This is a genomic window from Scytonema sp. HK-05 (assembly GCF_963872035.1).
Taxonomy (GTDB): Bacteria; Cyanobacteriota; Cyanobacteriia; order Cyanobacteriales; family Nostocaceae; genus Kalymmatonema.
The window spans coordinates 33,991-55,389 of the sequence record NZ_CAWMYC010000121.1; the positions used below are offsets into that span (position 1 = coordinate 33,991).

Annotated in this window: 18 protein-coding genes, 1 tRNA gene and 1 riboswitch; of the genes, 8 read left to right on the forward strand and 11 right to left on the reverse strand. The window is 44.4% G+C overall.

Going from position 1 to position 21,399, the window contains the following annotated elements:
- Positions 1-2: 2 nt before the first annotated feature.
- The 3 genes from AACT52_RS25725 to AACT52_RS25735 form a co-directional block, all read right to left on the reverse strand.
- Positions 3-266, reverse strand: a complete 264-nt coding sequence (locus AACT52_RS25725) for a helix-turn-helix domain-containing protein (protein WP_073633879.1) — start codon at positions 264-266, stop codon at positions 3-5.
- Between the two features lie 345 nt (positions 267-611).
- Entirely contained in the window at positions 612-1,124 is a 513-nt protein-coding gene (locus AACT52_RS25730) for a plasmid segregation centromere-binding protein ParR (RefSeq protein WP_073633880.1), read from the reverse strand.
- A gap of 5 nt (positions 1,125-1,129) precedes the next feature.
- Complete coding sequence (locus tag AACT52_RS25735) at positions 1,130-2,281, reverse strand: ParM/StbA family protein (protein WP_073633881.1); 1,152 nt, start codon at positions 2,279-2,281, stop codon at positions 1,130-1,132.
- Positions 2,282-2,320: 39 nt separating this feature from the next.
- Between AACT52_RS25735 and AACT52_RS25740 the strand changes: the two genes are divergently transcribed.
- Positions 2,321-2,488, forward strand: coding sequence for a hypothetical protein (locus AACT52_RS25740; RefSeq protein WP_158054780.1), 168 nt, complete (start codon positions 2,321-2,323; stop codon positions 2,486-2,488).
- A gap of 115 nt (positions 2,489-2,603) precedes the next feature.
- Here the strand turns inward: AACT52_RS25740 and AACT52_RS25745 are convergent, their stop codons facing one another.
- Together AACT52_RS25745 and AACT52_RS25750 are read right to left on the reverse strand one after the other, a co-directional pair.
- Complete coding sequence (locus AACT52_RS25745; RefSeq protein ID WP_073633882.1) at positions 2,604-3,224, reverse strand: DedA family protein; 621 nt, start codon at positions 3,222-3,224, stop codon at positions 2,604-2,606.
- A gap of 243 nt (positions 3,225-3,467) precedes the next feature.
- Positions 3,468-4,526 carry a Gfo/Idh/MocA family protein gene (locus AACT52_RS25750; protein ID WP_198940992.1) on the reverse strand — a complete coding sequence of 353 codons (1,059 nt, stop codon included), beginning with the start codon at positions 4,524-4,526 and terminating at the stop codon, positions 3,468-3,470.
- A gap of 604 nt (positions 4,527-5,130) precedes the next feature.
- On the opposite strand from AACT52_RS25750, the gene queC reads away from it, so the two are divergent.
- Positions 5,131-5,808, forward strand: coding sequence for a 7-cyano-7-deazaguanine synthase QueC (gene queC / locus AACT52_RS25755; protein ID WP_073633884.1), 678 nt, complete (start codon positions 5,131-5,133; stop codon positions 5,806-5,808).
- A 56-nt stretch (positions 5,809-5,864) separates the two neighbouring features.
- Here the strand turns inward: queC and AACT52_RS25760 are convergent, their stop codons facing one another.
- Both AACT52_RS25760 and AACT52_RS25765 read right to left on the reverse strand, forming a co-directional pair.
- Entirely contained in the window at positions 5,865-7,214 is a 1,350-nt protein-coding gene (locus tag AACT52_RS25760) for a hemolysin family protein (RefSeq protein ID WP_233154071.1), read from the reverse strand.
- A gap of 251 nt (positions 7,215-7,465) precedes the next feature.
- Entirely contained in the window at positions 7,466-8,170 is a 705-nt protein-coding gene (locus AACT52_RS25765) for a hypothetical protein (RefSeq protein ID WP_073633885.1), read from the reverse strand.
- 187 nt (positions 8,171-8,357) lie between these two features.
- On the opposite strand from AACT52_RS25765, the gene AACT52_RS25770 reads away from it, so the two are divergent.
- Positions 8,358-8,430: transfer RNA gene (locus AACT52_RS25770), tRNA-Ile, on the forward strand.
- A gap of 184 nt (positions 8,431-8,614) precedes the next feature.
- On the opposite strand, the gene AACT52_RS25775 is transcribed toward AACT52_RS25770, so the two are convergent.
- Entirely contained in the window at positions 8,615-9,043 is a 429-nt protein-coding gene (locus AACT52_RS25775) for a hypothetical protein (RefSeq protein WP_073633886.1), read from the reverse strand.
- 180 nt (positions 9,044-9,223) lie between these two features.
- On the opposite strand from AACT52_RS25775, the gene pyrE reads away from it, so the two are divergent.
- A complete protein-coding gene (gene pyrE / locus AACT52_RS25780; RefSeq protein ID WP_073633887.1) occupies positions 9,224-9,847 on the forward strand; it encodes an orotate phosphoribosyltransferase in 624 nt (207 codons plus the stop codon).
- Between the two features lie 155 nt (positions 9,848-10,002).
- On the opposite strand, the gene thiC is transcribed toward pyrE, so the two are convergent.
- Positions 10,003-11,382: a phosphomethylpyrimidine synthase gene (gene thiC / locus AACT52_RS25785; protein ID WP_073633888.1), complete on the reverse strand. Its 1,380-nt coding sequence runs from the start codon at positions 11,380-11,382 to the stop codon at positions 10,003-10,005.
- Between the two features lie 7 nt (positions 11,383-11,389).
- Positions 11,390-11,482, reverse strand: a riboswitch (TPP riboswitch).
- Positions 11,483-12,101: 619 nt separating this feature from the next.
- On the opposite strand from thiC, the gene AACT52_RS25790 reads away from it, so the two are divergent.
- The 3 genes from AACT52_RS25790 (at position 12,102) to AACT52_RS25800 (ending at position 16,632) form a co-directional block, all read left to right on the forward strand.
- A complete protein-coding gene (locus tag AACT52_RS25790) occupies positions 12,102-12,701 on the forward strand; it encodes an rRNA large subunit pseudouridine synthase E (RefSeq protein ID WP_073633889.1) in 600 nt (199 codons plus the stop codon).
- 583 nt (positions 12,702-13,284) lie between these two features.
- The gene (locus AACT52_RS25795; protein ID WP_073633890.1) at positions 13,285-15,306 is read left to right on the forward strand and encodes a serine/threonine phosphatase; all 2,022 of its coding nucleotides are present in this window, start codon (positions 13,285-13,287) and stop codon (positions 15,304-15,306) included.
- Positions 15,307-15,414: 108 nt separating this feature from the next.
- The gene (locus AACT52_RS25800) at positions 15,415-16,632 is read left to right on the forward strand and encodes an FHA domain-containing serine/threonine-protein kinase (protein WP_073633891.1); all 1,218 of its coding nucleotides are present in this window, start codon (positions 15,415-15,417) and stop codon (positions 16,630-16,632) included.
- Between the two features lie 155 nt (positions 16,633-16,787).
- Here AACT52_RS25800 and AACT52_RS25805 read toward each other — a convergent pair whose 3' ends face one another.
- Positions 16,788-17,009: a DUF4327 family protein gene (locus tag AACT52_RS25805; protein ID WP_073633909.1), complete on the reverse strand. Its 222-nt coding sequence runs from the start codon at positions 17,007-17,009 to the stop codon at positions 16,788-16,790.
- Between the two features lie 1,122 nt (positions 17,010-18,131).
- A complete protein-coding gene (locus tag AACT52_RS25810; protein WP_073633892.1) occupies positions 18,132-18,770 on the reverse strand; it encodes a type IV pilin-like G/H family protein in 639 nt (212 codons plus the stop codon).
- 959 nt (positions 18,771-19,729) lie between these two features.
- Here AACT52_RS25810 and trxB point away from each other — a divergent pair.
- Complete coding sequence (gene trxB / locus AACT52_RS25815; protein ID WP_073633893.1) at positions 19,730-21,103, forward strand: thioredoxin-disulfide reductase; 1,374 nt, start codon at positions 19,730-19,732, stop codon at positions 21,101-21,103.
- Positions 21,104-21,399 lie beyond the last annotated feature (296 nt).

Consider the following 21,399-nt stretch of genomic DNA (forward strand, 5'->3'; position numbering starts at 1 on the left):
AGTTATTGCCTAGTACAATCTTCTGCTGATGTATGTTCTTCGAGTTTTCGCAGGAATTCACAGGGACTAGCACCTAAAGCCAAGGCTTTCTCCAAAAACTCCACTACATCTAAACGCCGTTCACCACGCTCATACTTGGAAACATAAGACTGTGGTTTTTGCAGCCTTTTTGCAACCTGAGCTTGTGTAAGTTTCTTAGAGTTGCGAGTTTCAATAAGCAGTAGGCGGAACAAGTTATATTTCTCTGTAAAAACAGATTTAGTCACCTAGCTTGCTTTTTCAAAGTCTCCGACAGTATCATAAAACCTAAGATGGGATAAACCCAAAATAGGTTATTTTAAGCAGTCGTCATTCTTCATAGCCCAAAATTTGTCTTTTGATAATCTGTTAGCTTCAATTTGCAGCGATAACAGAAAACTTCAACTCAGATTAACCTTACCACTAAAATGCGATCGCTCTTTTGGGTAACTTGCACTCAGAAGTCAGCCTTCTGCAGATGATCTCTGGTTAACGCAAAACTATAAAAATTCACAAACATTAAACCTCCTTAACAGGAATTCCCATTAAGGAGGTTTGACAGCAGCGAAACACTTTCACACCCTGAAATTTCCTTAGAAATCATCCAGAAATTGACTAATGCGGCTGATGACTGGGTCAACCTCAGCAGGAGGAGTCGCAGCAGCATTAGTAGGAGTAGAAGTATTATTTATAACTTCTAGCACTGGTGCGCTTTGGGGTGTTGGAGGGGGACTGGTTGATACATGATTAACCATGATAGCCAGTTGAGCCACTTGTTGACTCAGTTGCATGAGATGCTGTTCCATCATCTCCAACCGATTAGATTCCTTGGCAAAAAAACGTTCCTCAAGGTCAGCTATCTGACTTCTTAAGTCAGCAATTTGTTGTTCCACCCCTGGTGTTGCTGTTGCTGCTGCTGGTTTTGGGGCTGGTCTTACAGATTCCGGTACGCACAAAGATTGCCATAAGGCTTCTTTACAAAGGTCGCTGAAAGTCTTTTCAGGATCTTTCTCCAATTGACTTTCGACAAGAGCTAACAAGCTTTCGTCAGCCACCCCTGGGTTGAACGTAACCGATTTAACCACTTTTTTTGACCATTGGAACATCAGTCTTAAGCTCTAGCACGAGCGGGGGATAACTGTGCCTCTCCATAAATGTACTGCCCCAAAGCATTTGCTTGTCGGGATGGTGAAGCTAGATGAGCGTTAATTTTTGCTTCTTTAAGCAAACGTTGAACATCTTCCCAGAAGAATTCTCCACCTCCTCCGGTGAGAATCACATCTGTAACGCGCTCTGGTAGCCATGCTAGCACGCGGTTACAGATTTCGCGAGAAAACATTTCTATAAGATTGGGGAGAAAATCATCGAGATTGGTGGGCTTGCTGGCTCCTCGGGGACGGTAGAAGCGATCGCTCTTGGGTCGGTTGACTGCAGCAATCAGAGACAGTGACTGGCTATCTGCTCCCTCAATTTCGGCAGCCACCAGTTCATAAAACTTGCTCATACCGAAGTCTTCACTCTTGGAAGCACCTCGGGCGAAGCGGAAGTTATCAACCATCAAACAATCGGTAGTTTGATGTCCAATATCTACAATCGCCACAGAGACTTTAGTGAAATCGGGTAGTGCTGCGCCTTTTTTCGGTTGAGCCTCAGTCCAAAGCAAACTGCCATAGCCTTCTGGCATCACCCAAACCTTGGTAACGTTCAGCGATACGGCTTCTCCACGAAAATTCATCACATGAGGACCACTCAGTTGGCTGATGAGCTGTGCTTTTTCCTTTTCAAATTGTTCTTGAGAAAGGTAAGGCAGACCCAGGATCACAGAGACCTCATCCTTGAGCTTAAAGTAGCCAGCGCAAGCTAACACTTTTACCAGTGCGTCTTCAACCTTAGATTGACCCACACCTAGGTTAGCCCCAAAATCTGCTGCCAGTTGACCAACAGCATATCCACTACCTTGATATTCCAGCCACAAATCCATTAATGGGTCAGTAGCACGGGCTTCAAAAACACCCCCGCGCACTTGTTCCATTGACATTTCTTTGACGTTCGCAGATACGAACACCACATTGTTAGGCTCGCGGCTAATACAAGTTTTGGTGGAAGTTCTACCTAAGTCAACACTAAGAATCTTTTTTCCTGCACCGCCACCAACTGCTTGAGGAGGAGCGGCATTTATTGGGGTAGATGCCGAAACTCTATCTCTATTCATTGGGATAGCAGCGGCATTCATCGGAGTGGCGGCGGAAGGTTGGTCTGTCATGAAAGCTCCTAGTACTTACCTTAGCTATAACAAGTTATCATGCCCATCTTACATAAAGGCGTGTATCAGAAAACCTTTATTGCGTCAACTGTACCAAGAAATATGCAAACAATGACGCGCGTCGTTGAGCAAAGCGCGATTGTCCATGTGCCCAGTGCCGGAGGCAATCGCCCCCAAGGGCGCACAGAAAAGCGCGATCGCGCATGATTTTGGCTTATTACCATAAAATAGTAAAGCAGGAGCGAGAGTGACATCGGTGATAACGCTTTGTTTTACCCAAAAAACGCTTGTTTTTCTGCGTTCGTTGGCGACAAGGATTTTTTTACTTTCTCCTGTTTTTTCGCCTCCGCTTGATCACCCAAACAACAAATGCCAGGACGATAACTGCAAGCACAATTTTAGATACAGGAGCCAGGTACTTGTCCACTAGTTCATACTGACTACCCAAGGCATATCCTGAGTATGTTAGCAAAGCAACCCATGCTGCGCTACCCAAAGTTGAGTAAATTAAAAATGGTAGCAAGTGCATATTGCTCATGCCTGCGGGAACGGAAATCAAAGTGCGGACTCCCGGTACAAGACGACCAATAAAAACTGCTTTGCCACCTTGCTGGTCAAACCAGCGCTTTGCCTTGGTGATATCTTTGCTAGAGATACTCAACCACTTACCATATTTGTCAGCCCACGCTCGCAAGCGCTTTTCCCCAAAAATTTTACCGGGATAGTACCAAACAAGTGCGCCTAGTACAGAACCCAGTAGTCCGGCAAAAAAGACTCCTATGACATTAAGTTTAGCCCCTGGCAGATTTGATGTATATCCTGCCAAGGGCATTATCAGTTCTGAAGGAATGGGGGGAAATAGGTTTTCGAGGAACATGAGCAGGGCGATTCCCCAATAGCCTAGGGATTCGATAATCTGTTTTATCCAATCCGTATCTATCATTAAGTCATTCCTGAAGTTACTACAGAAGTTTCGTTGCTAAGTTACAGTTATTACTGTATTAAATAAGCATTATCCGATACTTTTTAACTAATCTTGTTAAAAAAAACACTTCATAAAACGAATAGAGAACAAGGTATAGGTTACAGAACAGAGGTGACAGGTTGTAGGTCACAAAGAGGTTTTATTCTCCTGTCCCTTACAACCTATCCCTTGTTCCCTTTATGTACCCTGTCCCCTGTTCCCTTAAAGAGTAGGTGTCAATGATTGCACTCTTGTTGGTTCGGATTGCCAATCCAATGGGTTCCAAACACGGTCTTCTAGAGCCATTTGTTCGATTAAACTTGCCAATCTGAGGGCTTTGAGCGCTTGTTCACCACCGACGGAAGGCTGATTTCCACCACGCACGCAGTTGACAAAATGCTCCAATTCTGCCCCTAGCTTATCAGTATTGCTCGTACAAACTCTTTCAATCACACCATCCTGCTTGTACAATGCTTGTCGGTAGTCGTTGGTGTGCCGGTGAACCAAAATTTCATTTCTAAGAAAATCTGCTTCAGTAAACGAGTTTTTACAATGGGCAACAATGCGGCGGATTTTGCAGTGAGTGATTTTGCTGGCAGTCACAGTAGCGACAATACCATTGGCAAATCCCAAGGTAGCAGTCACATAATCTAAATAACCAGAGTCCAAAGTGCGATTACCACTAGCTGTTAACTTCTCTACTGGTGCTCCGGCTAATTCCAAAAGTAGGTCAATGTCGTGAATCATTAAATCCAAGACAACTGAGACATCGTTTGCCCGACTTGAGTACGGACTCATGCGATGTGCCTCTAGCGCCAGCACTTCTTCAGTTTTCAACACCTTGCTCAATTCTTGAAATGCTGGACTAAACCGTTCTATATGACCCACTTGTAGGATACATCCAGTTTCGGCAGCAGCATTTACTAGCGATTCTGCTTCAGATATACTTGCTGCAATTGGCTTTTCAATCAAAACATGAATTCCTGCCAAAAGACAGTTAATGCCCACGGCGTAATGCAAGCGGGTAGGGACAGCAACGCAAACTGCGTCTACATGAGGCAGCAGATCGCAATAATCTTCAAAAAAGCGGACTTTATATTTGCTAGCAGTTTCCAACCCTCGCTCGACATTAATATCTGCTACACCGACCAGTTCAACGTCTTTCATCGAACTCAATACGCGGACATGATGCTGTCCCATATTACCCACGCCGATCACGCCTATGCGGATCGGTCGTGGATGGTTGCGCTGTACTTGACCATTTTGTTCCCCTGCTAACATGCTTCTATTTTGCACTCTTATTCACTCCTCAACCACCAAATATAGAGACGCTACGGTCATTGGCTTTGATACTCAATTGCCAATGACCATGCGTCTAAAACCATCCAGATGGTAACATAGAGGTTCTATTTATGAAGAATTTCAAAGTTTCTTGTGAGTTCCCGTCATCTGGATCACTTTTATGTGTTCTGTTCAAATTGATGCTTTTTTTGCACTTTACAAAAACTATAATGAATTTTTTATTGGCTTTAAGAAATAACTAAGACGTTAGTGAAGTTCTGTTTGTTTCACAAAAAAATGAATGAGTGAAAGCAAAATCTACATTAAGGTGTAGGGTGTAGGCAAGACATTTTTCGATAGTTCATCTTTCGATAGATCATCATCCCAGTCGCACGCCAGTTGCACGCCCCTCGGGGGAATCCTCGGTATGCGCTTGACGCATAAGCACAGTGAGCCAGCGCCCTTTGGAGGGTTTCCCGACAGCAGGCGACTGGCGAACCCCGAAGGGGCGCTGTCCTCCTCAACAAAGGACAGCTTTGCAGCCGAAACGCTCTTTCACACGCTGTTTTTGGAAATGACTTTGTTTAAATAAAAACTACTTAGTATGAAAGCTGTCATTCTACTGTCTGGTGGATTAGATTCTTCCACAGTTCTCTACCAAGCGCAAGCTGATGGTTGTGAGTGCTATACCATCTGCTTTGATTACCAACAGCGACATCGACGAGAGTTAAGCTCAGCGTTGGCGATCACTCAAAAAGCTGACGTAGTAGACCATCAAGTGGTAAGGTTTGATTTAAGACAATGGGGCGGTTCGGCACTTACGGATAACGCTATTGATTTACCCCAAAAGCGTGAGCTAGAGGAAATGTCTCAAACTATCCCTGTCACCTATGTTCCTGCTCGTAATACCATCTTTTTAAGCTTTGCCCTTGCCTACGCCGAAACTATTGCCGCACAACGTATTTACATTGGTGTTAACGCCTTAGATTACTCTGGCTATCCTGATTGTCGCCCTGATTACATCCAGGCAATGCAGGAGGTGTTTCGTTTAGGAACAAAACAAGGACGTTCAGGGGAACCTATCTCAATTGTCACACCCTTGATTGATCTAAAAAAAACTGAAATTATCCAACTTGGCAACAAACTGGGAGTTCCTTGGGAACTCACATGGTCTTGCTATGCAGGAGCCGATGTTGCTTGCGGTGTCTGTGATGCTTGCCGCTTGCGTCTTGCTGCTTTTGCGGAACTGGGATTGAAAGATCCTCTGGCTTACGCTGTGTAGGGAGATGAGGGGGAACTGCCTCATCCCCCTCGTCCTCCTCATCCTCCTCATCTTTTTCACTCCTCCTCCAACCGTCGCACTTGAATCTGATGCAGGCGCGGTCCACTGACTGACACGACGGTGAATTCTAGATTTTCATAGCAGAAGGTTTCGCCAAGCGCGGGAACTTTCTGCAACTGGTAAAGTAAGAAGCCCCCTAAAGTTTGGTATTCTTTCTTTAAGGGCAAATTAAGATGCAAAACCTCATTCAGGTCTTCCAAGTTGATCTGCGCCTGCACGAGAAAAATCTGCTCGTCTAAAATCTTGATCAGCAGGTCGTTAGTACTGTCTGGTTCGCCTAGGTTGCCGATAATTTGAGCGATAATGTCTTGGATGGTGACCAGTCCTACAGTACCACCAAATTCATCTACCACCATCACCATAGTTGGTTGCTCTCGCTGCATCATTGGCAACAGTTCGTTTAAGACGGTATGTTCTGGCACAAACCTTGCAGGACGCATCCACGGCTGGATTTGTGTTTCTAAAGTTAGTTTGCCCATAGCTAAGGGTTTTGCCAAGTCTTTGAAGTAAAGAATGCCACGAATATCGTCCAAAGATTCTCCAATAACAGGGTAGCAAGAATGACCTGTAGCTACCATTTCTGCGAGAAAAGTCTGGAAGGTGGCGACTTTTGGCAACGCTACAATGCTGGTACGAGGAACCATGACTGCTTGAACTGTCTGGTAGCCAAACTCAAAGACCTTTTTGAGCAATTCTCTCTCTTTTGCCTGCAAGCCAATCGATTCACGTTCTGTGGAAATAATCAGTTGTAATTCTTCAGATGTAACAGGTGATCTCCAGCTTTGACCAGCGTATTCGATGCGAAAAAGTCGCAACAGCCAGCGAGTTGATTGGTTGAGAATCCAAATAAAGGGGCTAAAAAATCTGACAGTTCCTCTGACCGAGGGTCCCAAAAACCTTGCCAGCTGTTCTGAATACAGCATAGCTACTGATTTAGGACAAAGTTCTCCCAAAACTATTTGCAAATAGGCTATGAAAAAAAAGGTGATTGGGATTGAGAAAGAATGAGCGATAACTGTACTCATCCCTTTAGGTAAAGGTAAAGATAGTAGCGATGCTTTAAAGAGCACAACAACCGTACTTTCTCCAATCCACCCTAATGCCAAACTAGAAAGGGTAATGCCCAATTGAGTTGTAGATAACAATCGATCAATACTGCGTTGCAGCACCTCGACGGCGATCGCCTGAAGATCACCAGCCTGCACAAGCTGATGAATGCGCGATCGCCGTACTGTCACCATAGAAAACTCTGCTGTTACAAAAAAGGCATTGATAGCAATCAACAGCAGCACTGACAACAATCGCAGCCCTACGTCTGTCAAACTTAAGCTAGAAAAACCACTCACTGTCAAAGCTCGTGTAATACTGATGCCCCCAAATTGAAAAATAGTCTGGGAATTTTGGATTGGAAATACATTTGTAGAGACGCGCTGTTTGAAGCGTCTGTACATTTGTTGGTTATGAGCTGTTAGTTGATTTTCCTTCACTAATAACCATTGACTACTAACCCTTCGGGTGAGCCAGTTGCTCATCGGGGAAACCCCTTAGACCGCACTGACTCACCACTAACCAGTACCCAATCTCTCAATGCTCCAAGCTACCTTTCTACAGGAATATTTGACACTTCTAGCCGCAGTCTTTGAGCGGGATAATCTGTCAGAGCAAGAGAAACGCGCTTGACATCATCAAGTAAAGCCGTAGGAATGCTCACCGTGCCAGAATAAGTAGGTCCATTTGCTGGCAATTCTGATGGTAAGCCCTCTGTGCTAGCGCTCAAAGTCCGTCCTTTGTCATCAGAGACATCCAAAAAACTATATAAAAAGCGCACAGAATCTTTACCTTTGTTTTGCATTTTTACTTTTAACAGCAAAGCACCACCAGAAAAGCGAGCAGATTGCACCGAAATGCTGACACCCTCGCTTTCAGTGTTAATGGGAAACCCTGCTTGAGGCTTTTCTTCTTCAGCCACTTGCAAGGGTTTTTCCTCTCGCTTCTTCTTGCTGTTGTTTGTCTCCTCGTCATCGTCGTCTTGTTTCTTTGATTTAGCAGCCTTGGTTTTGCCCTCAATGCGTGATTTGACAATTTTCAAGATTTCATCTTCCTTAAGTAGAGCAAGCCCTGTATGTTGCTCCTTCGCTGATTTACTGCTGGCAAATTTATTTGTGGGACGAGCATCTGGCGATGTGACGCCTTTGAGTGCTGCACTTCCCAAAGTAAATCCCCAAAACGCACTCACAGAACCAGATCCCAACATCAGGATTAACAAAATCAGAGTTAGAAGTACAGTAGAATTTAGTTTCATTGTCGCCAAGCCATTGCACAAGAATGCTGGTCTATTTAAAAGTATCGAAGCTGTTTACTTTAATTCCTAAAGGAACTTAATCAATATTAGTCTGCACTATCGCGTCCTTAAACGGTGTAGTCTAAAAATTAGATCTGATATCTTAGATTGTCAAACTGTGTGAACTTACGCTACAATTGATTCTCGACCAGGGTTGGCCGAGCGGTTGAGGCAGCGAACTCATAATTCGCGTTAGGCAGGTTCAACTCCTGCACCCTGGACTAATAATGAAGAAAGAAAATAAAAGAAATAAGAAAGAATCTGGTTTTAGGGAGTTTCCAATAAAAAATTATCCAACAACCTCTTGTGGAGGCAGACGATACGAGAGGCAAGCTGTCCGGCTCATCCCACAAGATGGATAATTTTTGTTGGAAATCCCTTGTATTGCTTCTTTTTTCTTTGCTTTCACCGAGGTGGTGCGGCTTCAAATTGGAACTGAGTTCCTACTTTAGGTTGATTCGCATTCATGCGAGGAGAGGCGAGTAGTGACGAGTCGTAAGGATTTGGTAAATCCCGGGTACGAATGTATGGATCATGACCAACCTGCTGATTTAGGACATCGCGATACACAATGTTAACTAACTCAGCATCTCGGGCAATTTGATTTTCCGGAAATGAGTTGCGTCCAATAGAACCAGCTCCAAGTATTTCGTTAATTTGACTTTTCAAAGTCTGACTTCCATAAAAATTGGGGTCGTTTCTAAAAAAAGCACGTTCAAACACCTCACTCGGTGTTTCATAATTGGGTGTTTGCGCTTGGGCTTTAAGAGTCGGAAAACTTATAGTAGCTACCAATAGCAATAAACCACTTATGGGTTTGAATTTTATACCCATATTCATTGCTCCTCAAGTATTTAGGCGAATCTTGACTTATGCTGGATTTCAGAACTCCCATAAAAGTGCTGAGTCATTTCCACTTAACACTGAGAAATCATTGCTTAGGGCTTTCTCAGTACCTCAGCACTATTTTCGTGAGTTCAACCTTTTGTGTAGCATAATTTTTTACTAGTTGTAATGACGCATCACGCCGAAACCCTTAACCAGCAAAGTATCTGGGCAGCTACTACTGATTTAGTAACCCTGCGCCAACACTTACTAGATTTATTTTGTCAACTAGCATATCAAGAAGGTGATTTTGTCCTTGCTTCGGGGCTGCGTAGCTCTTATTACATCAATAAAACACAAGTAACGCTCCACCCTCAAGGTGCCTTAGCAGTTGGACGAATTCTATTACCTCTACTCTCTTTAGATACCCAAGCTGTTGCTGGGCTGACTCTGGGCGCTGATCCAATTGTGACAGCAGTAAGTGTCGTTTCTACTTATGAAAACCGACCGATTCCGGCGCTGATTGTTCGCAAAGAAGCGAAAGGACATGGTACAAAGGCATATATTGAAGGTCCCAGTTTGCCGGAAGGTGCAAAAGTCGTGGTTTTGGAAGATGTCGTCACGACTGGACAATCTGCTATGAAAGCAGTAGAACGGCTAAGAGCAGCAGGTTATAGTGTCAATCAAGTCATTGCACTAGTAGATCGCCAGCAAGGGGGAGCAGAGTTTTACCAACAAGCCGGGTTGCAGTTTGAGGCGGTGTTTCAAATTCAGGAGATTCAACAGCGATATAAGGAGCTTGCAAATAGCTAAAAGTAGGGTGGGTATTGCCCACCCTGGTTTACCAATAGAATGCGGATTTCTAGCGCTTCTGGTGTTGCGTGCAATACACGGGTGTAGAGACGTAGCATGCTACGTCTCTACATTATTCGTGGTGGTGTATGTGATTCTTACGAGAACCGCTATAGCTAACTTTGAGTTACCACTTCCTTGTCCTTCGCCAAGAACTTCTCAAGTTCTGTCAGGGCATCAGCATCAACTTTGGTTTGCATTGGGCAGAACTTGGGACCGCACATTGAACAAAACTCAGCAGTTTTGTAAATGTCTGCTGGTAAAGTTTCATCGTGATATTCCCGCGCTCTTTCGGGGTCGAGTGATAATTCAAACTGACGGTTCCAGTCGAAGTTGTAACGCGCAGTAGACAGTTCATCGTCTCTGTCTCTTGCGCCTGGGCGGTGTCTGGCAATATCTGCTGCGTGAGCTGCTATCTTGTAGGCAATCAAACCGTTGCGTACGTCTTCCGAATTCGGCAAACCCAAGTGTTCTTTCGGTGTGACGTAGCATAGCATCGCAGTACCGTACCAACCAGCCATTGCTGCCCCAATTGCGGAAGTAATGTGGTCGTAACCAGGGGCGATGTCCGTTACCAATGGTCCTAGCACGTAGAAAGGAGCTTCAGAACACTCTTCCATCTGCTTTTTGACGTTGAACTCAATTTGGTCCATCGGGACGTGTCCAGGACCTTCTACCATGACCTGTACGTCATCCTCCCAAGCTTTGCGAGTGAGTTTTCCGAGAGTTTTAAGTTCAGCTAATTGTGCTTCATCAGAAGCATCATGGGTACAACCAGGACGCAGGGAGTCACCATAACTGAACGAGACATCATATTTCTTAAAAATTTCAATGATGTCGCGCAAGTGGGTATAAAGCGGGTTTTGCTTGTGATGGTGTAGCATCCATCTTGCCAGAATGCCGCCACCGCGAGACACAATGCCAGTAATGCGACTTCTGACTAAGGGCAAATGCTCAATTAAAATTCCGGCGTGGATAGTCATGTAATCGACACCCTGCTGGGCGTGTTTCTCGATAACATGAAGAAAATCATCTGGTGTCAGCTTTTCAATGTTGCCGTGGACACTTTCTAAAGCTTGGTAAACTGGGACTGTGCCAATTGGCACAGGTGAAGCTTTGATAATAGCAGTACGAATTTCATCCAAGTTACCGCCACCAGTGGACAAGTCCATTACGGTATCAGCACCATACTTCACTGCTAAATTCAGCTTTGCAACCTCTTCATCAAGATTGGAAGAGTTAGGACTCGCGCCAATATTAGCATTTACCTTACACTTGGAGGCGATACCAATACACATTGGCTCCAAGTTCGTGTGGTTGATGTTAGCAGGGATAATCATCCGTCCCCGTGCTACTTCGTCTCTAACGAGCTCAACGGGAAGGTTTTCCCGCTGAGCAACGTAATGGATTTCTTCGGTGATGACACCCTGACGGGCATAATGCATTTGAGTAACATTACTCTGCCCATGCCGCTTGGCGACCCATTCTGTCCGCATATTTGCTTTCCTCGATAAACAGCTTCCCTCCGCCGGTATTACCCGGATTCAGGTGTTAAGGGTGTAATCTCAGCCTATGCAGGCACCCCTAGCATGGGAATTGATTTTACCACCTTCGTTGGGGATGGGAGCAAGAAGTTGACAAATTATGAAGAAACTGAGGTGGAGGGGTTGGTTAAGCAGAAGGTAGAATGCGAAGTATTTTTGTTATAAATTTGCTACAGATGATAAGTAAATCTCCGCACAGAGGTGACGTTGAAAAGCTTATAGTTCAAAAGCTTATAAGTAGGTCGGTGAGAATAACTCAAACTATGTTAAGCAATGTAAAAAATATGGAAATTAACTCGTAGTCACGGCTTCAGCCCTTAAAGTGGGGCTTTAGCCCTCACTACAAACCTTTAATTATTTACGCTGACGTACTTGTATTCATAAGTTTAAAGCACTCAGGGGGAAAGCTAAGAGTGAGGGATGGTAGAGTGCAATTGGCTTTACCACTGCCCCGTTCGGCTGAGCGCTCACGGCGAAGCCTTGGGCGATTGCCCTCGTGCTTCCCACTGCGCTCCGCGCAATCGCCCTTAAGCTCTGGTAAGCTGCAAACAAGGGGAGATGGGGAGCTCTTGAGCTCTTGAGCTCTTGAGCTCTTGAGCAATGACTAATGACAAAGATGTACAGACGCTTTCATTCAGCGCGTCTCTACAATGACTAATGACTAATGACTAATGACTATTGACTATCGATATATTCTGTTTTATAAACCTTATGGCGTCCTAAGCCAATTTACAAAAGACTCCCCGACACGCAGCACCTTGAAAGAGTACATCGAGGTTCCTGATGTGTATCCTGTGGGGCGTTTAGATTGGGACAGTGAGGGGTTACTCCTGTTGACTAACCACGGACAATTGCAACATCGCCTCTCGCATCCTCGGTTTGGACACGAACGTACTTACTGGGTGCAGGTGGAACGAATTCCTGATGCTGCGGCTTTGACACAGCTGCAAGAAGGTGTGATGATCCAAGATTACCGGACTCGACCAGCCTTGGTGCAGCTATTACCAACACCTTCTTTACCAGAACGGGATCCGCCGATTAGATTTCGCAAAAATGTGCCGACAGCGTGGTTGGAAATGACTTTAACAGAGGGGAAAAATCGTCAGGTACGGCGAATGACGGCGGCTGTGGGATTTCCGACTTTGCGCCTCATTAGGGTAGCGATCGCTCACCTACATTTAGATGGTCTGCAACCAGGTCAATGGCGTGATTTGACTCCTCGTGAACTCAAATTGTTACTTGATTTAGCTTTTGCAGGTCGAGGCGCGTAGTTCCCAGAAACGAGGTGTAGGGATGTAGAAATTCCTGCGGCTCAATTATTAAGTATTTTGGAAAACTTTACCACATTCTTAGTAATGACTCTTGGAGACAAGCAAGCACAGGATGAAGAGTGACACTGATACAAAAACATACAAACTACATAGAAGGAACAATGGAAGTTGAAAGTCGGTCTTATAACGCTTGCTTGGCTATTCAACTCTCTGTGCTGCTTGAGGGGTGATTGGAAAGATGAGGAAGAGAAAGAGAATAATACATATGTGACAAATATGACAAATGTGATTTTTTTGACTTTATTATCTCCCTTATCTTCCCACGCCCTAAATTTCCTAAACCTAAAGATATGTGTTGGAATATGCCACAAAGTCTAGCTTTAATGGCAATTTATTGTGAGGAGATATGTTGCCGTATCTGAAATCTATCGTTAATATGCGTAACAATTAAGACTGCCACCAAAATTCGCCAGATGAACCACAATATTTTGTCGGTCTACTGTAGGCAGGTGCTAACAAATGTGGCACTTTTGGATTCTAGTGGCTAGAAGCACTTTGGATCGGGAATTAAGGAACTTCCACAATGCTGATTTGCCCTCAGTGTAACTTTGAAAACCCCAATACCAACAAATTTTGTCAAAACTGTGGCGCTTCTCTGACCCAAAAGGTCTGTCCAGAGTGCAGTACTTATGTGGCTTTGAATGCACAACGATGTGATAACTGTGGCGCAGAATGCGGAACAGTTCTGTGGGCAATTATTACTCAGGAAGGAACTTTTGCGGCTGGGGAAAATAGGGGAGATAGGGAAGCAATATTTTCTTCCTCATCCTTCTTATCCTCCTCATCCTTCTTATCCTCCTCATCCTCCTTATCCTCTTTTCCCTCCCCTCTGTCGGTAGGGTCGTATCTAGACCCACAGAAGCGCTATCAACTGCTAGAACCGCTACCAGCCTTAGGGGAAATTGCTACTAATACTGAGGTGTGCGTTAGGGTTCTAGATTGCCAACCATACCAACTGTCGCTGCTTGAGGTCATGCTAGCAAATGAGCAACAGGGGTTAGCAACGCCATCAGTGGGGGAGCAGAAAATTCCCAGTCTCGCTAAACCTTATATTGCCTTACAATCTTGGTGCCATCTGGGAATACCGCCAATTCATGATGCTTGGCAGCATGAAAATATACAGGTGGTACTGCTCGAAGACCGCTCAAACTGGCAAAAATTACTTGAACTGTGGCGAGAAGATACGACAAGTTCGCTACAAATTGTACACTTTTTTTACCAGATGACCCAACTATGGGCGGTGCTGGAAACAGTAAAGTGCCGTCAAAGTCTGTGGGAGTTGGGGAATCTGCGACTCGATGAAGACCTGTCGCTAGCACTACAGCGCTTGTATGTAGAATTACCAGGTAAGTCATCGGCTGCTGAGTTATCAGAAGATTTAGAACCACAGCTAGAAGCACAGCCCTTTACAGTCCAAATTTTAGGACGAGTTTGGCAGGCGCTTTTTAGACAGTCTCAACGCACTCAATTTGGCTCTATTTTACACCTTATAGGAGAGTTGGAACTCGGAAAGATCCAAACGCTCGTGGAGCTGCAATCACGTTTGGAAGCTATAGCCTCTGAATTGCAAGGCAATTCCACAAGTGTTCCAATTACCCGAACAATGCCCTACAGTACCGCTACGCCCACTGTCTTGCAATTAGATGAGCAAGAGGATGACACTGAATTGAAAACCGATGATATGCCCACACTTGTTCTGCCGATGCAGTTAGTGAGTTTGGAAAATGCAGGGCTTACCGATGTAGGACGTCAACGTGACCATAACGAAGATTACTTTGGTATTGAAACAAAAATTCATAAGCTAGAATTGCCCAACAACCGTACTTTACAAGCACGTGGTTTGTATGTTCTGTGCGATGGAATGGGCGGACACGCTGGTGGGGAGGTTGCTAGTGCCTTAGCTGTCAGTTCTTTGCGCCAGTACTTTCAAACCCACTGGACTTCTGACCAACTGCCCACAGAAGATGATATCCGAGAAGCGGTACGGCAAGCTAATCAAGCCATTTTCGATGTCAATCAACAAGATTCCCGTTCTGGGGTTGGGCGCATGGGTACCACCCTCATTATGGTTTTAATCCAAGATACTCATGTCGTGGTGGCTCATGTGGGAGATAGTCGTCTCTACCGCGTGACTCCCAAAAGAGGACTGGAACAAATCACGGTAGACCATGAAGTTGGTCAACGGGAAATTTCTCGGGGTGTGGAACCTAGTGTGGCATACTCGCGCCCTGATGCTTACCAACTTACCCAAGCCCTTGGTCCTCGCGATGAACACTTGATTATTCCCGATGTACAGTTTTTGGAGATAAATGAAGATTCCCTTTTTGTTCTTGCTTCGGATGGTTTGTCAGATAATGATTTGTTAAAAATTCATTGGCAAACTCACTTAGCCCCTCTCTTGAGTTCTAGTGCCAATTTGGAAACTGGCGTTCAAGCTTTAATTGATTTGGCAAACCATTACAATGGTCATGACAATATTACTGCTGTAGTTATCCGGGCAAGAGTCCGCCCGAATTTAGAACAACAGCAATCAATTTTAGATTAGGGATTTCTTAAAGGAGGATGAGCAAGTAAATGAATAATGGTTAGTCTTTCTCAATACTCGCTTGGCTGTCTTGTGCTCATCTCCTTACTCCCTAATCAAAAATCGTCTATGGTCACGCTGACCCTGTTAGAACCGCAAAAAAAAACACCTCTTAGGCAGTGGCACTTTGACGACGAGTCCATTATACGGATTGGTCGTTCCGCAGATAATGACGTTGTTTTAAGTGATACTTTGGTTTCTCGGTATCATTTAGAACTCAAACAAATCGGTTCTGATAAAAATGGCGGTTCTTGGCAGGTGACTAGTCAAGGCATAAATGGCACTTTTCTCAACGGCGTCTTGGTGACTCAGGCTTTTTTGCCAGATAATTCCCTGCTGCAACTGGCACAAGGCGGTCCCATCTTGAAATTCCAAATGGACCAGCAAACCGCTCCACAATATTCTCCTTTCGCGTCACCCAACACTTGCACGCACGAAGGAAACTCGCCTAACAATTTGTTTTGCATCCACTGCGGTGAACCTCTGTCGGTGATACAGACAATTCGTCAATATCAGGTATTACGAATTCTCGGACAGGGAGGTATGGGGACTACCTATCTCGCTTGGGATGGACAAGGAAAAATTGCCGGACACCCGCAACTGCTGGTGCTGAAGCAGATGAATGCTGATATGGCGAAAATTGCCAAGGCACAAGAATTATTTGAACGAGAAGCAAATACTCTCAAATCCCTCAGCCATGTTGGAATTCCTAAGTATTACGACTTCTTTGTTGAAGGTGGCAAGAAATATTTGGCGATGGAATTAGTCCACGGTCAGGATCTAGAAAAACTTATTTATTCAAAAGGACCAGTTACGCCAAATTTAGCGATTAATTGGATGATTCAAACCTGCGATATTTTGGACTATCTCCATAGCAAAGAACCACCACTGATCCACCGCGATATTAAACCCGCTAACCTCATGGTGCGAAATTCTAATAATCGCATAGTGATGCTGGATTTTGGGGCGGTGAAGGAGATTGGCACGGCACCTGGAACTCGTATTGGTGCAGAGGGTTATTGTGCCCCCGAACAAGAACGGGGACAACCTCTGACTCAATCCGATTTATATGCCATTGGACCAACGCTTATTTTTCTGCTGACTGGCGAAAGCCCATTTAAGTTCTATCGCCAGAGGGGACGCAGTTTCCGGTTTGAAGTCGCAAATGTTCCCACTATTACTCCGCAGTTGCGCGAGGTGATTGACCGCGCTACAGAACCTCTGGCACGCGATCGCTACCAAACTGCTAAGGAATTAGCACAGGCTTTGGCTGCGTGCCAAGTTTAGGGAATAGGGGAACAGGGAATAGGTGACAAGGCATAGGGGATAAGGTAGAAAGTAGAGGCGACACACAAAAGCTTGAACCTTTCATCTGTAACCTGTAACGTATCACCTATCCCCTATTGCCACTTGAGCTGTCAGCTGTAACCTGTTTGCTACTGCTATTCTTCATCCCAAGCTTCCACAGCTAGCAATTCGCTGACTGGATCTTGCATGCTAAACCCAAAGTCTAGCAGTTCTTGCTTCCAGTGTTGCCATTCGTTTCCGAACAGCAAAGCGATTTTCCAAATGCTATCCGTGGGCTTGATAATATTAGAATCTACGAGTGAACTCACATTACGCTGCAACTTCACCATTGGGTGAATTACTTGCTGCTTACTCATAACCTCGATTAAATTCAGATTTGGTTTAGTAAATGCTTGATCAAAACTGCTTTCCGTTCCGGAATTTTTGACGACGCGTAGAGCCTTTTTCTTTGGCAAAGCAAGTCTTAACTTTTTAACTATATCATAACTTACTCAATTGCGTGACCATTAAATTCGGTTTTGTACGGTAATCCCCACAAAGCCAGGTAAGTTTCGCCGCTACAAGCCATTATTGTAAACTGATCTCAAACAAGTCTTGTCCTGTCTTTTGCACAAATAACACTTTTGAGCGATATATGCAAAACGTTATTTGTTTTTCCACCATAATGTATGCAAGTTTTAACAAATTTATATGACTGGAGCTTTTTTGAAGATTCTTGCCCAAAGGCAGACTGTGCAGTGAGATTGACTTATACACACTCTATTAAATGTTATATACAATATCGCAAACATCTCATATTAGATAGAGGAAACAAAGATTTTTATCAAAATTTAATTATTCAGTCAGAGACAAAATTTATAAGATAATACAGTCCCTAAGGAGGAAGGCAACAAATTTATACATAGCTGATGTTTCGGAAGCGGTATAAATCCATCTGTAGCGAAATTGTGAACAAGATTCCCGACTTCGCGGAAGTTGTCGGGAATCTGAGCCAATGGATTTATGCGCTAAGCGCAGGCACTTTCACACAAAGAAGCGGTATAAATTCATCTGTAGCGAAATTGACCCGAAGATACAAAGTTTGGCGTTGCTAATTTGAAGTATGAATCCAAGTGTAGAGACGTACCATGGTAGGTCTCTACAAGGGTTTGGAATCACACGACATCTTTTTCATACATGGATTCAGCAACGCCCAAAGTTTTATGCGGTCTACTGCGATTGGCTAGTGCATGACGGGTAATTGAAATTTAAGTTGATTTTATTTACTTTATTTTTATTCCAAAAAAGTTTAAAAAAGGAGTCATTAGCTTGGTTAAGGTTGTACTTGTTTAGTGTTCGTAGTAAGCACGAAGAGTGCTTATGAGCGCTGAAGCGCTACTACAAACTACTTTTCCAACAGAGTTATTGTTCTTTGACTTAATGGGGTTGGGAATCAAAATGTTGACAACACTGGACAATGATTGATGACTGAGACGAAGCTAGCCGCCACCTGCTGGCGCAGAAGACGAAGCCTGATCCGACTGTGATGACGCGGACGTGTTGTTAGATAGGTTAATGTAGGTTGGGGGGCAGGTAGGAGAGGTTCCGCTACCAGAGGGTGTGTTGAACTCGGCATCTTCTGTACCTGTTGCAGCATTGGCATTATTGATGTCTTTGCCAAATTTAGCTTCACACAATACGGCTACGGTCGTTCCTTCATTTGTGCCAGTTACATTTCCCAGTTTCACGCCACCAATATAGGCTTTGATGCCATCAGTTCGTGGTTGTGCTTGGTTCGTGGCAGTAGTAGTAGCACCTGTCTCGGGAAGAATTGCGTAGTTGTAATTTGTAGTCGTTGTTGCGATACCAAGACCTAACTTATCAAACTCAGTGTTACTTGCAAATGTACCATTTTCCAAGTAATAAGTTTGCTGCGCTCGGTTCATGGAACCTATATAGGTTTTCGCTTCAGTCTGCTTGGCTTTATTCGCTTGATTAAGGAAAGAGGGCAAAGCAATAGCAGAAAGAATACCAATAATAATAATGACTACTAACAGTTCAATAAGTGTGAAACCCTGCTCTTCCTGCTTTTTCTGAAGAATATATCGCAGAAATTTAGCTTTTCGTTGAGTGTTCATACGTATTTTCTGTGAAGTGCACATGGGTTAAAAAGTTCTAAATGTAACTTACCCACTTCACATCGTTTTCATATCACCTTAGTAAAAAATTTTCTTGTTAATAAGACAAGGGCTGATAAGTTGTTGTGCCTTTATAGCAGTTTTCAACTGGCTGCAATACAGGTTGTTTGTAGGGGCTGAGAAATGCCTATGCGTGTCAACAATCACGTTTAAACCTTGATTCCACGTTGGCTTTACCCCACCCCCAACCCCTCCCCGCAAGCGGGGAGGCGAGCAAAAGCGTAAGTTTGGCGGGGTGGGGTCAAATCAAGGTGGGGTAAAGGTCTGAACGTTAAATTGACACCAATGGGCTAGACGAAAGCCCCTACGGTGTGTATATATTTTATGCAAGTGAGAATGGCAATATAGCGGTTCGGGAGTTGAGTGCAATACATCAAGAAATAAAAACCACAGATGGACACAGATGGACACAGATAAATAATTACTTCATCCAAACGAGAAGCGTTATAGTCAGATTCACGTGAGATCTTGCAAGAGTTGCAACAGTGAGTCGGCGAAGCCTCCAAACCCTCGTTACCAGGTTCGCGCATTTCCAGGTTCTACCTGGAAACGAGATTTTAAAAGAGTTTTGGCTTAAATTGACACCAATGGGCTAGACGAAAGCCCCTACCGCGTGTATATATTTTATGCAAGTGAGAATGGCAATAGTCAGATTCACGGAAAATTTCCCATTTCTATCCCAAAAGTACATAAGCTGATTTTGCTTACACTTTAATTAAAGAAGGAAGGAAACAAAATAATATAATACACATAATTATTTTTTTGTCAATATGTGAAACAGAGAATAAATTTTCTGGCAGATTGGCACCGAAATGCAATGACTCTGCCCTCCCCCTTCCCAAGCTCGGAAATAATTTGCTATACTAAGTCGTAGTCGTTATGAGTTTATATAAATAATCATGACCAACGCGACAGTAGAAAACGTAGTGATTATAGGTTCTGGTCCAGCAGGCTATACTGCTGCTATCTACGCAGGACGAGCTAACCTCAAACCGGTTGTCTTTGAGGGTTTCCAAGCGGGGGGGTTACCAGGTGGTCAGCTGATGACAACGACTGAAGTGGAGAACTTTCCTGGGTTTCCCGAAGGAATTACCGGACCAGAACTGATCGATTTGATGAAGGCTCAAGCGGAACGCTGGGGAGCTGAGTTATATACAGAAGATGTTATTGAAGTTGATTTAACTCAGCGTCCTTTTACAGTTCGCTCTGAGGAACGGGAATTTAAAACTAATAGCGTTATCATTGCCACGGGTGCGACAGCAAAGCGGTTGGGTTTAGACAGCGAACATCAATTCTGGAGCCGAGGAATTTCTGCTTGTGCTATTTGCGACGGTGCTACGCCTATTTTCCACGGCGCGGAATTAGCTGTGGTGGGTGGCGGCGACTCGGCGGCGGAAGAAGCAATTTACCTGACCAAATACGGCTCTAAAGTGAATTTGCTGGTACGCTCTGAGAAGATGCGGGCTTCTAAAGCGATGCAAGACCGCGTTTTGAGTAACCCCAAAATCACAGTTCACTGGAACAGTGAACCACTAGATGTGTTTGGGAACGACAACCACATGGAAGGGATAAAAATCCGCAATACCAAAACTGGCGAAGAGAGCAAACTGCACGTTAAGGGATTATTCTACGCCATTGGTCACAATCCCAATACGTCTTTATTCAAGGGACAACTGGAACTGGATGATGTGGGTTACATTGTCACCAAGCCTGGTTCTCCAGAAACAAGCTTAGAAGGTGTTTTTGCCGCAGGCGACGTACAAGACCATGAGTACCGTCAGGCAATTACTGCCGCTGGTAGTGGTTGTGCGGCGGCGATGTTAGCAGAACGCTGGTTGTCTTCCACTGGTTTGATTCAGGAATTCCATCAAAAAGCGGAAACTCCAGATAATGAACTAGAACACCCAGCCGAGAAGAAAACTGAGGAACAGGAAGCTGCGGAATTTGATTTGAATACAACCCGCCATCACGGGGGTTATGCTTTGCGGAAGCTGTTCCATGATAGCGATCGCCTGATTATCGTCAAATACGTCTCTCCTGGCTGCGGTCCTTGCCATACCCTCAAGCCGATATTAAATAAAGTGGTGGATGAATTTGACGGCAAAATCCACTTTGTCGAAATTGACATCGATAAAGACCGCGACATCGCCGAAAATGCTGGTGTCACAGGAACACCCACAGTTCAGTTCTTCAAGGATAAGGATCTGTTGAAGGAACTCAAAGGCGTCAAGCAAAAGAGCGAGTATCGCCAATTGATTGAAAGCAATTTGTAAGTCCTCGCCCACTCTGCACTTAAGTGCAGAGGAGGACACTTTGCTTGCGTTCCCAAGTAACCTCGGCATACAAGTGTCCTCGCTCATCGCTCAAGTTCCTAACTCTTGGAGTTCTGACTACTTTTTTTGTCGATAGATGACTTTTGCAACAAGTCTATTGAACGCACCCCAACTAAATCAAAGATTATAGTTGAGGATTCTTTCGCTAAAAAATAGCGTTACCAGAAAAGCTGGCGTACGAGCGCGTGTCGTTGGAACTTTTGCCGACGAACACTCTAGTAAAAATTAGCAATAAT

What these genes read in the sequence shown, in the direction of transcription:
- AACT52_RS25790 (WP_073633889.1), top strand. Translation starts at nt 12,102, where the DNA reads ATGACTATTGACTATCGATATATTCTGTTTTATAAACCTTATGGCGTC.
- AACT52_RS25810 (WP_073633892.1), bottom strand. Translation starts at nt 18,770, where the DNA reads ATGAACACTCAACGAAAAGCTAAATTTCTGCGATATATTCTTCAGAAA.
- queC (WP_073633884.1), top strand. Translation starts at nt 5,131, where the DNA reads ATGAAAGCTGTCATTCTACTGTCTGGTGGATTAGATTCTTCCACAGTT.
- AACT52_RS25795 (WP_073633890.1), top strand. Translation starts at nt 13,285, where the DNA reads ATGCTGATTTGCCCTCAGTGTAACTTTGAAAACCCCAATACCAACAAA.
- AACT52_RS25735 (WP_073633881.1), bottom strand. Translation starts at nt 2,281, where the DNA reads ATGACAGACCAACCTTCCGCCGCCACTCCGATGAATGCCGCTGCTATC.
- AACT52_RS25745 (WP_073633882.1), bottom strand. Translation starts at nt 3,224, where the DNA reads ATGATAGATACGGATTGGATAAAACAGATTATCGAATCCCTAGGCTAT.
- AACT52_RS25800 (WP_073633891.1), top strand. Translation starts at nt 15,415, where the DNA reads ATGGTCACGCTGACCCTGTTAGAACCGCAAAAAAAAACACCTCTTAGG.
- AACT52_RS25750 (WP_198940992.1), bottom strand. Translation starts at nt 4,526, where the DNA reads ATGTTAGCAGGGGAACAAAATGGTCAAGTACAGCGCAACCATCCACGA.
- AACT52_RS25740 (WP_158054780.1), top strand. Translation starts at nt 2,321, where the DNA reads ATGCCCATCTTACATAAAGGCGTGTATCAGAAAACCTTTATTGCGTCA.
- AACT52_RS25805 (WP_073633909.1), bottom strand. Translation starts at nt 17,009, where the DNA reads ATGAGTAAGCAGCAAGTAATTCACCCAATGGTGAAGTTGCAGCGTAAT.
- AACT52_RS25775 (WP_073633886.1), bottom strand. Translation starts at nt 9,043, where the DNA reads ATGGGTATAAAATTCAAACCCATAAGTGGTTTATTGCTATTGGTAGCT.
- trxB (WP_073633893.1), top strand. Translation starts at nt 19,730, where the DNA reads ATGACCAACGCGACAGTAGAAAACGTAGTGATTATAGGTTCTGGTCCA.
- thiC (WP_073633888.1), bottom strand. Translation starts at nt 11,382, where the DNA reads ATGCGGACAGAATGGGTCGCCAAGCGGCATGGGCAGAGTAATGTTACT.
- AACT52_RS25765 (WP_073633885.1), bottom strand. Translation starts at nt 8,170, where the DNA reads ATGAAACTAAATTCTACTGTACTTCTAACTCTGATTTTGTTAATCCTG.
- AACT52_RS25730 (WP_073633880.1), bottom strand. Translation starts at nt 1,124, where the DNA reads ATGTTCCAATGGTCAAAAAAAGTGGTTAAATCGGTTACGTTCAACCCA.
- pyrE (WP_073633887.1), top strand. Translation starts at nt 9,224, where the DNA reads ATGACGCATCACGCCGAAACCCTTAACCAGCAAAGTATCTGGGCAGCT.